The following is a 12,784-nucleotide window of genomic DNA, read 5'->3' on the forward strand; positions in this document are numbered from 1 at the left end:
GGGGCTTGGGAAGCAAGACCAATTACGGAGGGCCGAAAAAGCCTGCGCCCCCGGCAACTTTCGTCACCGGGGGCGCTGTGGTTTTCAGCCAATCGCGAGATCAATCGGCCTTGATCGGCTGCTTGCGCGGGCCGCCGCGGCGCGGCTTGGGATTGGGCGTGCCGACATCGGCCTTGGCGTCCGCCTCCTCGACCTTGCGCTTGAGCGCGGGGTCGGGCAGGCAATCGAGCTTGAGGCCGGGCTTGCCGTTCTCCTTGGTCTCGACCGAGACCTTGACCGTGCCGCCCTTCTTGAGCACGCCGAACAGGACAGCGTCGGCCAGGGGGCGCTTGATGTGCTCCTGGATGACGCGGCCGAGCGGACGGGCGCCCATGCGCTCGTCGTAGCCTTCCTTGGCCAGCCAGTCGATGGCGGCTTCGTCGAGCTCGAAGGTGACGTTGCGGTCGGAGAGCTGCGCTTCCAGCTGCATGACGAATTTCTGCACCACAGAACGCACCACTTCCGGCGGCAGGGCGCCGAAGGGAATGATGGCGTCCAGACGGTTGCGGAACTCCGGCGTGAACAGGCGGTTGATCGCCTCGGTGTCGTCGCCTTCCCGCTTGGAGCGGTTGAAGCCGATCGGCTCCTTGGACAGATCCGCCGCGCCGGCGTTGGTCGTCATGATCAGGATGACGTTGCGGAAGTCGACCTGCTTGCCGTTGTGGTCGGTCAGCTTGCCGTGGTCCATCACCTGCAGAAGGATGTTGTAAAGGTCCGGATGGGCCTTTTCGATCTCGTCCAGCAGCAGCACGCAATGGGGATGCTGGTCGACGCCGTCGGTCAGCAGGCCGCCCTGGTCGAAGCCGACATAGCCCGGAGGCGCGCCGATCAGGCGGCTGATGGTGTGGCGCTCCATATACTCCGACATGTCGAAGCGCAGGATGTTGACGCCGAGGATCGCCGCCAGCTGGCGGGCTACTTCCGTCTTGCCGACGCCGGTCGGGCCGGAGAACAGATAGTTGCCGATGGGCTTTTCCGGCTCACGCAGACCGGCACGCGCCAGCTTGATGGCCGAGGACAGCGCCTTGATGGCAGCGTCCTGACCGTAGACCACGCGATTGAGATTGGTCTCGAGGTTCTCCAGCACTTCCGCGTCGTCCTTGGAGACGGACTTGGGCGGGATGCGGGCCATGGTGGCGATGGTGGCCTCGATTTCCTTGACGCCGATGGTCTTCTTGCGCTTGGGCTCGGGCAGCAACATCTGGCTGGCGCCGGTCTCGTCGATCACGTCGATCGCCTTGTCGGGCAGCTTGCGGTCGTTGATGTAGCGGGCCGACAGCTCCACCGCCGCCTTGATGGCGTCGTTGGTGTAGCGGACCTTGTGGAACTCCTCGAAATAGGGCTTGAGGCCCTTGAGGATCTCCACGGCGTCGTGGATGGTCGGCTCGTTGACGTCGATCTTCTGGAAACGGCGGACCAGCGCCCGGTCCTTCTCGAAGAACTGGCGATATTCCTTGTAGGTGGTCGAGCCGATGCAGCGGATGGTGCCGCCGGCAAGGGCGGGCTTCAGGAGGTTCGAGGCGTCCATGGCTCCGCCCGAAGTGGCCCCGGCACCGATGACGGTGTGGATCTCGTCGATGAACATCACCGCGCCGGGATAGTTCTCGATTTCCTTGACGACCTGCTTCAGGCGCTCCTCGAAGTCGCCACGATAGCGGGTGCCGGCCAGCAGCGCGCCCATGTCGAGCGCGAAGATGGTCGAGCCGATGAGCACTTCCGGCACGTCGCCCTCGACGATGCGCTTGGCAAGGCCTTCGGCGATGGCGGTCTTGCCCACGCCGGGGTCACCGACATAGAGCGGGTTGTTCTTGGAGCGGCGGCAGAGCACCTGGATGGTGCGGTTGATTTCCTCGGCGCGGCCAATCAGCGGGTCGATCTTGCCCTTCTTGGCCTTCTCGTTGAGGTTGACGCAATAGGCATCGAGCGCATCGGCCTTCTTCTTTTCGGCACTGGCATTGCCGGCGGGCGTCTCCTGCGACGGGGTCTCCTCGTCGACGCCACGGGCCGGGCGGCTCTCGTTCATGCCGACGCGCTTGGCGATGCCATGGCTGATATAGTTGACCGCGTCGTAGCGGGTCATGTCCTGCTCTTGCAGGAAATAGGCAGCGTGGCTCTCGCGCTCGGCGAAGATGGCGACGAGCACGTTGGCGCCGGTCACCTCGTCGCGGCCGGAAGACTGCACGTGGATGACGGCGCGCTGGATCACGCGCTGGAAGCCGGCGGTGGGCTTGGCCTCCTCGCCGAGTTCTGTGACCAGATTGTCGAGCTCGGTGTCGATATATTCGATCAGGTTGCGCTTGAGCACATCGAGATCGACGTTGCAGGCGCGCATGACGGCGGCCGCGTCCTGATCCTCGATCAGAGACAGAAGCAGGTGTTCGAGCGTTGCATATTCCTGGCGACGCTCATTGGCGAAGGCCAGTGCCTGATGGAGGGCTTTTTCGAGGCTGCGCGAAAAGGATGGCACGATGGTCCCTCACTTCTTTTCCATGACGCATTGAAGCGGATGCTGGTGGCGGCGCGCGAAATCCATCACCTGAGTCACCTTCGTCTCGGCGACCTCATAAGTAAAGATACCACATTCACCGACACCGTGATGATGGACGTGCAGCATGATCTGGGTGGCTTCATCGCGCCCCTTGTTGAAGAAGCGCTCCAGCACATGCACCACGAATTCCATCGGTGTGTAATCGTCGTTCAGAATGAGAACGCGATACATGCTCGGCCGTTTGGCCTTGGTACGGGTCTTCGTCACCACTCCGGTGCCGAAGTCCCCGCCGTCATCCCCACTTCCCCCGTCTTCGTCGCCTGACATCACAATCCGGCGCTCCGAGGTCTCAGCCCCGAACCCATATTGCAGCAGCGGCAGGTAAAACCGCTCTCCCGATTCCGCCCGTTCTTGAGCGGAGCCCTGGAATTCTGCGGTTATCTGCACAGTCAAAACCACCAATCAGCCTCCGTACCCGACCGCAAAAGAACACTGGCGCGGCAAGCCACGCTGTTTCCCTTCGGTCTGAAACACCCGACCCATACTGTTACAGCCCACGGCGGTGCGCAATTCGTTTTTGGGAGTCGAGCACGTCCCCACGCGTTTGTGAAGAAACCAATTCGCCTCACCTGCCCCTTTTGGCGGCAAAATTATGCGTCATGCAACCAGATGCAAAATGCAAAAGGGCCCACCGCTGGCGAGCGGCGAGCCCTTTCGAGATCGATGGATTCTCGGGCTTCCGCCCTACCCTTACTTGCCGAACTTGACGGCGAAGGTTTCGTAAGGCTTGGAGATTTCCTTGGCGAGGTCGGTATAGATTTCGCCGACGCGGGTGAACTGCGCCATGGCGTCCTCATAGGACTTCTTGAAAAAGTCCGACTGCACGCCGATCGCAACATCGACGCTCTTGGCGCCGAGCAGCTTTTCGAAATACTTGCTGGAGTCTTCGACCGACTTCTTGGAATAGTCGGTGGCCTCGGTGGCGAGCGCCTGGAAGCTCTTGGCAATCACGTCAGCGGACTTGATCGCGGTGTCGAGATTGTCCTTGAAAACCTTCTGAACGTCGTCGAACCCAGTCGCCATGAACGTCACTCCAGATCCATGTTGTTTTGCGCTGCGCAAATCCCCGGAACGTCGCATTCCGCAAATATTTGCGTGCATTTGAACGTAATATATGCAGCGCAATATACGATGTCAACTAATTTTGTGCATCGCACAATTACCTAGACATTGTGGTGCATAAGCGGCTGCCAAATGGAAAATTCGAGTCAAACTTTACGGGTTGGTAACCGCGTTGCCGTTAGTTTTCCAAGTGTTGCGGACGTGCCGACGGAAGGCCTTTCGCATTGTCTTCGAGGGCGCCAAATCTTGCAGGCGTTCCATGTGGTTAACTCGTTTGTGTGCGAGGACGAGGGCGTGTTGCGTAGCTGGATTTCCCAAAAACTGCGGACGATGGCGGATCTGGCCGTTGCCGCGACTGTTTCGATGACGGTTCTGGTGTCTGCCTCTGCGGAATCGCAGGCAGGGATGTCCCAGGTGATCCCGTCGAAATATTCGGCCGTTGTGGTCGATACCGCGTCGGGGAAGGTTCTCTATCAGGCAAACGCCAACTCCCGGCGCTATCCTGCCTCCCTGACCAAGATGATGACGCTCTACGTCCTGTTTGAGGATCTCGAGCGTGGTCGCTTCAAGCTTTCCACTCCGCTCAAGGTGTCGTCCTATGCCGCGCTGCAGGCCCCGACCAAGCTCGGGTTGCGCGCCGGTGACAAGATCTCGGTGGAAGACGCCATCAAGGGGTTGATCACGCGTTCGGCCAACGATGCCGCCGCCACGATCGGCGAGAATGTTGCTGGCTCCATCCCCGCCTTTGCCGAGCGCATGACGCGTACGGCGCGCGCCATCGGCATGACCAATACCCGCTTCCGCAATGCCAACGGCTTGCCCGACCCGGGTCAGTACACCTCCGCCCACGACATGATGGTGCTGGGTGTCGCCTTGCAGGTGCGCTTTCCGCAGTATTTCCCCTATTTCTCGACGCAGTCCTTCGTGTTCCGCGGCAAGGTGATCGGCAATCACAATCATCTGCTGGGTCGTGTTGACGGCGTTGACGGCATCAAGACCGGCTATGTGAATGCCTCCGGCTTCAACATTGTCACCTCGGTCAAGCGCGACGGGCGCAAGCTGGTCGTCGTCGTGATGGGTGGCAAGACCGCGGCGCAGCGCGACGCCCACGTGGTCGAACTCATCAATACCTACCTGCCGAAGGCGACGCGGGCTCGCGGTTACGACAGTGACCTCATTGCCGCCGTGAAGGCTGCGCCGAAGGTTGCCGGTGCCGTGGCTGCGCCCCAGGAAGAAGAGGAAGAGGTGACGCAGGTTCGCATGCCGAGCCATCCCAACCCGGTTCCCCGCCCCGCTGTTGCTGCTTCGATGGAAATGGCGTCGGCCGACCCGGCCATGCTGCCTCCGGCGGCCATTCCCGACGCTGCCCCTGTGACCCGCGATCTGGCCCCTGCCCCGGCCGAGGTTGCCGCCGCTCCGGCGCCCCAGCCGGCTCCGGTGCTGCCGCAGGCTCCGAAGAGCCTGGCCGAAGCCACCTTGCCCGCCAGCCTGGCCAACTCCCGTCTGCCGTCGTCCGCTGCCGAGGCCTTTGCCGACGTGCCGCCGCCGCCCGCCCCGGCTCCGGATGCCATGGCCGCCCTGGTCAACCAGTCGCAGCAGCGGCAGGCCACCTATCAGGTTGCCTCCGTCGAGAGCGATCTTGCCGAAGTGGCTCCGCCGCCGGCCAAGGCGAACCGTCAGGCCAAGGCTCAGAGCGATCGCGACGTGGTCACCGGTTCGGTCAGCTCGACCTCCGAAGGCTCGGGCTGGATCATCCAGATCGGCGCGGTTGGGTCGAAGAAGGCTGCTCGTGACCTGCTCGACAAGGCACGTTCTTCCGCCGGCTCGCAGCTGGCCAAGGCCGACCCGATCATGGAACCCTTCTCCAAGGGTGGCCAGACCTATGTGCGTGCCCGCTTCGGCGGTTTCGGTAGCGAGAAGGCTGCCACCAAGGCCTGTGCGGCCCTCAAGAAGAGTGACTTTTCCTGCTTCACCATTCGTCTCTGATCGCCTGTTCGGCGATCAGAACGGCTTGGCACCCAATGTGTATCTGAGTTCGGGAGCTAGCGATGTTTGGACAAAAGCCTGTCCTTAGCCTGGTTGATGCGTACCGCGAGGAAAGTGGTGCCGCCCTGGTCGGGATGAACCTTCTTCATCAGGCGTCGATGAGCGGCGCGGATGTCGGCCTCGCCGGCGCCCGGATGAAGCCCAAGGATCTCGTACGCCTCCTGCTCGCTCATGGAGCCCGAATCCGCCGCTCGACCGCGCCCCGTTGCGGCCTCAGCCTGCATGTGCTCACGCCATCCGGGCAGTCGGCTGTCGAGATAAATCTCTAGGACGGCGCGGCTGCGTGCGTCCGTGGCGGTCTCCCGATGAAGATCGGCGAGGGCCGAGGCGTCGAGCGTTGCCAATGAGAGGCCAGCCCAGCGTCCCTTCAGGACTTCTCCCGAGACCTGACCGGACGCGGCATCAAGCGTCAGGCTGACCATTGGAGAGGCGATGCGGCTCTTGCGACCTTTTGACGTCGGCGCGTTCCACGAGTTGATCACGCCCATCCGGACCAGGGTATAGAGGAGCGACGCCGCGCCCACTGCCAGTCCGATCCGCCCGGTGAGCGCAAGAGCTGCAACGACGGCGATCCCGACCGTCAGGCTCTGGGAGCGCCAGAGAGACCGGAAGCGGGCCATGTGGCCAGGCTTGAACTTGCCGGCAAGATAGATCGCAAGGCCGATGAGGACGGCGGCGATCAGGACGACATTCATGGGCGGCAACCCCGGGGTGGGATTCGGACAACGCGGCGACCGGACGATGCTCTGTCCCTGCCGCCAATCAGAGGGCTTATGCGGTGGCCCAGCCCAAAAGGCAATCTCTCGATGAAAAGTCCACGTCTGCCGATGGCCTCAGGATCAATACTTGATGCGTCATCTCTTTGCCGCCATCTTTGTCCCTAATTGAGTCGAAGTTGCCATGATGGCGCCCTTTCGGTCGGTGCGTGTGCCCCGATTGCTGCAAGTCCGAGGAGACCTCCGTCCGATGAATGCCCTCAAGTCCGCCAGCCGTCGTCTCTCCGCCTGGCGCCACACGCGCCGCCTCGCGGGAGTGTCGCTCGTCGCCTTGGCGGCGATCTGGTCGGCGCCGGCTCTGTCGGCACCGCAGCCGCTGCTGACCATGCCGATGGCATCCAGCATGGAGGGCAACTATCTGGCCGGTCGTTTTGCCGGGCAGACCTTTGATTATCAGGCGTCTGCTGACTATTTCGCCGAGGCCCTGTTGTTCGACCCGGAGGATCCGTTCCTGCTGGAGCGGGCTCTGTCGCTCTATATGGCTGCCGGCGAGAGTTCGGTGGTGCGCGAATATGCCGAACGGCTGCGGGATGCAGATCATGGCAGTCCGCTCGCCGCGCTGGCGCTGGGCGTCGACGACTTCAGGCGTGGTCGCTGGTCGGTGGCGGTGGAGGAGCTGAAGGGCGCCAAGAACGGACCGCTGCTGTCGCTGGTTTCCGAGGTGATGTCGGCCTGGGCCGAACAGGGCGCCGGCAAGACGGCGCTTGCCATTCAGCGGCTCGACAAGCTGGACGGCGAGAAGTGGTATGAGTTCTTCCGCGACTATCACGCAGGATTGATCGCCAGCGTCTCGGGCGACGACAAGCTGGCTGCGGATTATTTTCAGAAGGCTCTCGCCATCGACGACAGCTCGGTCATCACCATCGATGCCGGCGTCCGCGCGCTGGCCCGCTCGGGCGACAAGGCGGGCGCGCAGAAGCTTCTGGACAAGGCCAACAAGAGCGGCGAGCCGCATCCGGTGCTGGAGCCTGTGATGGCCGATCTGGCGGCCGGTCGCAAGCCGGCGCCGCATGTGCAGACCGTCCAGCAGGGCGCTTCCGAGATCTTGTCCGGCCTCGGCTCGGCGATCATCCGCGAAGACAACAACGACATGGGCATGATCTTCCTGCAGCAGGCACTGGCTGTCGATCCGACCGCCGACCTGACGCGCATCACGCTTGCCCAGACCTATGAGCGCGCCAATCGCTATCAGGACGCGCTCAATGTGCTGGAGAAGGTGTCCAACCGCTCGCCCATGAAGCGCGACGCGTTGATCATGGCGGCCTTCGACTACAACTCGCTCGACAAGGTGGACGAGGCCAAGGCTGCCCTGCGCAAGGTGATCAAGAAGGACGGCACCGACATGGAGGCTCTGGTGAGCCTCGGCAACATCATGCGTGTGCGCAAGATGTTCGATGAAGCGGCCACGACCTATTCCAAGGCGATCGATCAGCTGAATGGCAAGCCCAGCCAGAAGGACTGGCAGCTCTACTACAACCGAGGCATCACCTACGAGCGGACCAATCGCTGGCCGCTGGCCGAGGCGGACTTCAGGAAGTCGCTGGAACTGCAGCCGGATCAGCCGCTGGTGCTGAACTACCTCGGCTACACCTGGGTCGACAAGGGCATCAATCTCGACCAGGGCCTCGAGATGATCCGCAAGGCCGTGGACGGCGACCCGACAAACGGGTTGATCATCGATAGCCTGGGCTGGGCCTATTACAAGCTTGGACAATATGATCGTGCGGTGACCGAGCTCGAGCGCGCCATCGACCTGATGCCGGCCGACCCGACCATCAATGATCATCTGGGTGATGCCTATTGGCGCGTCGGTCGCAAGCTGGAGGCGCGCTTCCAGTGGAACCACGCCCTTGCCTCGAAGCCCGAAGCGGATGAGAAGACCAAGATCGAAGCCAAGCTGAAGGACGGTCTGGTCGATCCGGCGCCGGCCGCGGCGGCCGAGGCAACCACAACTCCTAAGCCAACCGCCAAGCCGTGACCATGTCCATCGTCGCCGATGCCGTGACCGAAACCGGCAGAGCCAAGGTCAATCTGGCTCTGCATGTGGTCGGGCGGCGGGTCGACGGCTATCACCTCCTTGAGACCCTCGCGGTTTTCCCCGACATTGGCGACGACGTGCATGTCGTTGCCGATGACGCAGAGACCTTTGCGATCACCGGCCCCATGGCCTCGGCCCTGCGGGACGCCGATCCCAATGACAATCTGGTGCTGCGGGCCGTCGCCGCCTTCGAGCGTGTTTACGGATTTGGCCCGTCGCTGTCCGTCGAACTTGTGAAGCGCCTGCCCGTGACGTCCGGCATCGGGGGCGGCTCGGCGGATGCAGCTGCCACCTTGAGAGCCCTTGCGCGCTTGCGAGGCGTCGATCCGCTGTCGCCGCAAATGATGGACGTTGCCGTGCGCCTCGGCGCCGATGTTCCCATGTGTCTGCATTCGACGACGCTGCGTGCCACCGGTGTCGGCGAGGTCATCACGGACAGCCGGCGGGGACTGAAGGCGGCCATGCTGCTGGTCAATCCCGGTGTCGCCGTGTCAACGCCGAGGGTGTTCGCCGCCCTGACCCAGCGGGGCAATCCGCCCTTGCCGCCCCTGCCCGCCCGCTTGAACGGGCTGAAGGCGCTGGCAAGCTTTCTGCGAAGCGAAAGCCGCAACGATCTGCAGACAGCGGCCATCAGTCTTGCGCCCAGGATTGGTGAGGTACTGGCGGCGCTCGAAGCGCTTCCCGGCACCGCACTGGCGCGCATGTCGGGGTCCGGTGCCACCTGCTTTGCACTCTTCGAGACGCTTGTGGAAGCGGAGAACGCTGCGGCGACGTTGCGCCAGCAGCAACCGACCTGGTGGATTGCTGCGGCGACTTGTGAAATCTGACGGGACGTCTCGTCTCAGCCCAGCGGAACCGCCACGTCTTCGGTGGCGATGCAGTGGTGGATACGCTGGATATCCGCACTTTCCTCCCCGAAGGGAGCGACGGGCCAATCCCAGCTGCTGTCGCCTTCCGGCGGCTCGACACCGTGTAGCAGGTCGACGGTTTCGGTGACGTTGCCGGTGCGATCCTCGCGTCTGAAGGAGACGTCGGTCAGCAGGCAGGTCTTGCAGGGCAAGGCGGCTAGGCTGTCGAGGTGGGCGGCCACCAGCAGGCGCAGGGTGTCGTCCGGCATGATGCGTGCGTGCCCGTCAGGGCGCTGCAGCCTTGCGGCCGCGCCGACGGCGATCTGCGAGAGAATGTTGGCGGAAACCACCAGCGACAGGTCGTCGATACGACGCAGGAAGCCGAGCGGATCGAGCTTGACGCCCAGGTCTTCCTCGCCGGTTGCCAGCGAAATGCGGGTCTGCTGCAGCAGCTTGTCGTAGCCGGATAGGTCGGCTGTGCGGAAGGTCAGGTTGGAGTAGCGGCGCAGCTTCGCCCAGGCGCGAACGCTTGCGAGATGGCAGATATCGATCAGCACCACTTCGCGGAACATGGAGAACAGACGCTCGATCGGCACGTCGCGCAGCAGTCCCGAGCCGAGGATGACGGCGGTGCCGCGATGCTGGACGCCGTCAATGGCATGGTTGACCGCCGCCTTGCAGTTCTCCTCGTGCAGCGTCCAGGCCTTGCGACAGCGACCGGCGCGCGCCCACAGGCCGACGCTGTCGCTGATGACCGACGGTCGGGTGCGCGGCGACAGGGCCAGCGTGGCGGCAAATTGCAGGGCTTCGGCGAGCATCTTTGATCGAATCGCAGTGAACTGAGCCGCGATCCTATACGATTTCACCGCAGATCATCGGTTCCGGTACACCCGTTGTCGTCGGCCATGACGCCGGCAGCTTGGCGAGGCGGCGCACGGCGAGATAGGCGAAGGCCTGTGCCTCGATGAAATCGACGGAAAGGCCGAGGTTCCCGGCGCCGATGACCTTGCAGCCTGTCTCGGCGGCCAGCATGTTCACCAGGGTCTGATTGTGGGCGCCGCCGCCGCAGACCACCAGTGTCTCCACCTGCTCTCCCGTCACCCGAATGCCGGCTGCGACCGAACGAGCGGTGAGTGCGGTGAGTGTGGCGACGCGGTCGGCCAGGGGCAAGTCTTCCACGGCGGCGCCGGAGAAGGCGTTGCGATCCAGCGACTTCGGTGTCGGCAGGCTGAAATAGGGATGCGCCATCATCTGGTCTAGACGCGTGGCGTCGACCTTGCCGGACGCGGCCACACGTCCGCCTTCGTCGAAGTCTGCCCCGGTCTCCATGGCGATCACGTCGTCGATCAGAGCGTTGCCGGGGCCGGTGTCGAAGGCGACGACCCGGTCGTCTCGGGTGATGATGGTGATGTTGGCGACCCCGCCGATGTTGAGGAAGGCGACGGGAGTCGCAAGGCCGGCCTTGACCGCCAGAGCCCGGTGGAAGGCTGGCACCAACGGCGCGCCCTGCCCGCCTGCCTCGACGTCACGGGAGCGGAAGTCGTGAACCACCGGCACGCGGAACCGCTGGGCCAGTTGGTCGGCATGGCCGATCTGGGCGGTGAAACCCTTGTCGGGGGCGTGAAACACAGTCTGGCCGTGGAAGCCGATGACCAGCGGGCGGATGCCGCGCTTGATCGCTGTCGCTGTCAGCTCCGCGGCAGCGGCGAGATGCACGTCGGTGACAATGGTCTCGGCCTGGACGATGGAGCCGAAGCGTTCGTTCTTGTCGGTCATGGCGCGCGCTTCGCCCAGCGCCGCGCGCAGAATGGCGCGTTCGTCGGACTTGTAGGGCACGCAAAGGGTTGGTCCGAACTCGGCGATTGATTCGCCGTCGGTGAGGACAAGCGCGGCATCGACACCGTCGAAGGACGTGCCGCTCATCAGGCCCAGCGCCCATATGGCGGAATTCGCCGACATTTTTGCCCTCCCCCCGGTGAAATCCTTGAGCGATCCTGTTAGGAAGCAGCCCGGACTGCTTCCCCCGATCATTCTGACATACGCCGATTGGGGTAAATGTGAAGGTAAAGGCTCATGAGCGGCTTCAAGTCGGATTTCCTGCGCGTTCTGAACGAGCGCGGCTTCATCCACCAGATCTCGGACCCCGAGGGTCTCGACGCCCGTTGCTTGAAGGGACCGATCACCGCCTATGTGGGCTATGACGCCACGGCCACCAGCCTGCACATCGGCAACCTCATCTCGGCCACCATGCTGCACTGGCTGCAGGAGACGGGCAACCGTCCGATCGCGCTCATGGGGGGCGGCACCTCGATGGTGGGCGATCCGTCCTTCCGCGACGACCAGCGCAAGCTGCTCTCGGTGGAGACGATCAACACCAACATCGAAGGCATCAAGAAGATCTTCGGCAAGATCCTGCGCTTCGGCGATGGTCAGCTCGACGGCATCATGGTCAACAATGCCGACTGGCTCCTGAAGCTCAACTATGTGGAGTTCCTGCGCGACGTGGGCCGGTATTTCTCGGTCAACCGCATGCTGAGCTTCGACAGCGTCAAGCTGCGCCTCGACCGCGAGCAGTCGCTGTCCTTCCTCGAATTCAACTACATGATCATGCAGGGCTACGACTTCGTCGAGCTCAACCGCCGCTACGACTGCATCCTGCAGATGGGTGGTTCGGATCAGTGGGGCAACATCATCAACGGTGTCGACCTCAGCCACCGCATGGGCGGCAACCAGCTCTATGCGCTGACCACGCCGCTGCTGACCACCTCGTCGGGCGCCAAGATGGGCAAGACCGCCAACGGCGCCGTCTGGCTCAATGGCGATCTCTTCAGCCCCTATGAGTTCTGGCAGTATTTCCGCAACACGGAAGACGCCGACGTGGTTCGTTTCCTGAAGATCTTCACCCGCCTGTCGCTCGACGAGATCGCGCGCCTTGGTGCGCTGGGCGGCTCGGAGATCAACGAGGCGAAGAAGGTGCTGGCGACGGAGGCTTGCGCCATCGTCCATGGTCGCGAGGCGGCAGAGGCTGCCGCCGAGACCGCGCGCAAGACCTTCGAGGAAGGCGCGCATTCCGACGATCTGCCGACCATCGAGATCCCCAGGGGCGATCTCGAAGTCGGCGTTGGCGTGCTCGCCGCCTTCGTGCAGGCCGGCCTTGCCGCCTCCAACGGCGACGCCCGCCGTTCGGCCCAGGGCGGCGGTCTCAAGGTCAATGACGCCACCGTCAGCGATCCCAAGCAGACGCTCTCTCTTGCCGATCTTACCGACGATGGCGTGATCAAGCTGTCGCTCGGCAAGAAGAAGCACATCCTGCTGAAGCCGGTGTGAGGGGCTGTCTGAGCCGCAGTTGTCTCAATGCATCGACGCTGAGGCCCGGGATGTTCTCGGGCCTTTTGCTTGTGCACCTCTGTGCGGTCCAGATGCTCGA

The 12,784-nt window shown here is 63.3% G+C and carries 10 protein-coding genes; 4 read left to right on the forward strand and 6 right to left on the reverse strand.

All coding sequences use genetic code 11. The annotated features are described in order from the left end of the window. Positions 1-100: 100 nt before the first annotated feature. From clpA to L2I41_RS02145, 3 genes are all read right to left on the reverse strand, one after another. On the reverse strand, positions 101-2,506 hold the full coding sequence (clpA, locus tag L2I41_RS02135) for an ATP-dependent Clp protease ATP-binding subunit ClpA (RefSeq protein ID WP_237151847.1): 2,406 nt from the start codon (positions 2,504-2,506) through the stop codon (positions 101-103). Positions 2,507-2,515: 9 nt separating this feature from the next. Continuing rightward, positions 2,516-2,854 (reverse strand): ATP-dependent Clp protease adapter ClpS, encoded by a 339-nt coding sequence (gene clpS / locus L2I41_RS02140; RefSeq protein WP_237151913.1) that lies wholly within the window; start codon positions 2,852-2,854, stop codon positions 2,516-2,518. A gap of 423 nt (positions 2,855-3,277) precedes the next feature. After that, entirely contained in the window at positions 3,278-3,610 is a 333-nt protein-coding gene (locus tag L2I41_RS02145; RefSeq protein ID WP_237151848.1) for a phasin family protein, read from the reverse strand. Between the two features lie 444 nt (positions 3,611-4,054). Between L2I41_RS02145 and L2I41_RS02150 the strand changes: the two genes are divergently transcribed. Then, positions 4,055-5,635 (forward strand): D-alanyl-D-alanine carboxypeptidase, encoded by a 1,581-nt coding sequence (locus L2I41_RS02150; protein WP_237151849.1) that lies wholly within the window; start codon positions 4,055-4,057, stop codon positions 5,633-5,635. Between the two features lie 56 nt (positions 5,636-5,691). Here L2I41_RS02150 and L2I41_RS02155 read toward each other — a convergent pair whose 3' ends face one another. Further along, positions 5,692-6,390: a DnaJ domain-containing protein gene (locus L2I41_RS02155; protein WP_237151850.1), complete on the reverse strand. Its 699-nt coding sequence runs from the start codon at positions 6,388-6,390 to the stop codon at positions 5,692-5,694. A 271-nt stretch (positions 6,391-6,661) separates the two neighbouring features. Here L2I41_RS02155 and L2I41_RS02160 point away from each other — a divergent pair, with 271 nt between their 5' ends. Both L2I41_RS02160 and L2I41_RS02165 read left to right on the forward strand, forming a co-directional pair. After that, complete coding sequence (locus L2I41_RS02160) at positions 6,662-8,449, forward strand: tetratricopeptide repeat protein (RefSeq protein WP_237151851.1); 1,788 nt, start codon at positions 6,662-6,664, stop codon at positions 8,447-8,449. 2 nt (positions 8,450-8,451) lie between these two features. After that, positions 8,452-9,336 (forward strand): 4-(cytidine 5'-diphospho)-2-C-methyl-D-erythritol kinase, encoded by an 885-nt coding sequence (locus L2I41_RS02165; RefSeq protein WP_237151852.1) that lies wholly within the window; start codon positions 8,452-8,454, stop codon positions 9,334-9,336. A gap of 14 nt (positions 9,337-9,350) precedes the next feature. Here L2I41_RS02165 and L2I41_RS02170 read toward each other — a convergent pair whose 3' ends face one another. Then, positions 9,351-10,175 carry a hypothetical protein gene (locus L2I41_RS02170; RefSeq protein ID WP_237151853.1) on the reverse strand — a complete coding sequence of 275 codons (825 nt, stop codon included), beginning with the start codon at positions 10,173-10,175 and terminating at the stop codon, positions 9,351-9,353. A gap of 34 nt (positions 10,176-10,209) precedes the next feature. Next, positions 10,210-11,316, reverse strand: coding sequence for an anhydro-N-acetylmuramic acid kinase (locus tag L2I41_RS02175; protein ID WP_237151854.1), 1,107 nt, complete (start codon positions 11,314-11,316; stop codon positions 10,210-10,212). Positions 11,317-11,430: 114 nt separating this feature from the next. Between L2I41_RS02175 and tyrS the strand changes: the two genes are divergently transcribed. After that, a complete protein-coding gene (tyrS, locus tag L2I41_RS02180; RefSeq protein ID WP_237151855.1) occupies positions 11,431-12,684 on the forward strand; it encodes a tyrosine--tRNA ligase in 1,254 nt (417 codons plus the stop codon). Positions 12,685-12,784 lie beyond the last annotated feature (100 nt).

This window comes from Oryzibacter oryziterrae (genome assembly GCF_021864535.1).
Classification (GTDB): Bacteria; Pseudomonadota; Alphaproteobacteria; order Rhizobiales; family Pleomorphomonadaceae; genus Pleomorphomonas; species Pleomorphomonas oryziterrae.

What these genes read in the sequence shown, in the direction of transcription:
- clpS (WP_237151913.1), bottom strand. Translation starts at nt 2,854, where the DNA reads ATGTCAGGCGACGAAGACGGGGGAAGTGGGGATGACGGCGGGGACTTC.
- L2I41_RS02145 (WP_237151848.1), bottom strand. Translation starts at nt 3,610, where the DNA reads ATGGCGACTGGGTTCGACGACGTTCAGAAGGTTTTCAAGGACAATCTC.
- L2I41_RS02150 (WP_237151849.1), top strand. Translation starts at nt 4,055, where the DNA reads ATGTCCCAGGTGATCCCGTCGAAATATTCGGCCGTTGTGGTCGATACC.
- L2I41_RS02155 (WP_237151850.1), bottom strand. Translation starts at nt 6,390, where the DNA reads ATGAATGTCGTCCTGATCGCCGCCGTCCTCATCGGCCTTGCGATCTAT.
- L2I41_RS02160 (WP_237151851.1), top strand. Translation starts at nt 6,662, where the DNA reads ATGAATGCCCTCAAGTCCGCCAGCCGTCGTCTCTCCGCCTGGCGCCAC.
- L2I41_RS02165 (WP_237151852.1), top strand. Translation starts at nt 8,452, where the DNA reads ATGTCCATCGTCGCCGATGCCGTGACCGAAACCGGCAGAGCCAAGGTC.
- L2I41_RS02170 (WP_237151853.1), bottom strand. Translation starts at nt 10,175, where the DNA reads ATGCTCGCCGAAGCCCTGCAATTTGCCGCCACGCTGGCCCTGTCGCCG.
- L2I41_RS02175 (WP_237151854.1), bottom strand. Translation starts at nt 11,316, where the DNA reads ATGTCGGCGAATTCCGCCATATGGGCGCTGGGCCTGATGAGCGGCACG.
- tyrS (WP_237151855.1), top strand. Translation starts at nt 11,431, where the DNA reads ATGAGCGGCTTCAAGTCGGATTTCCTGCGCGTTCTGAACGAGCGCGGC.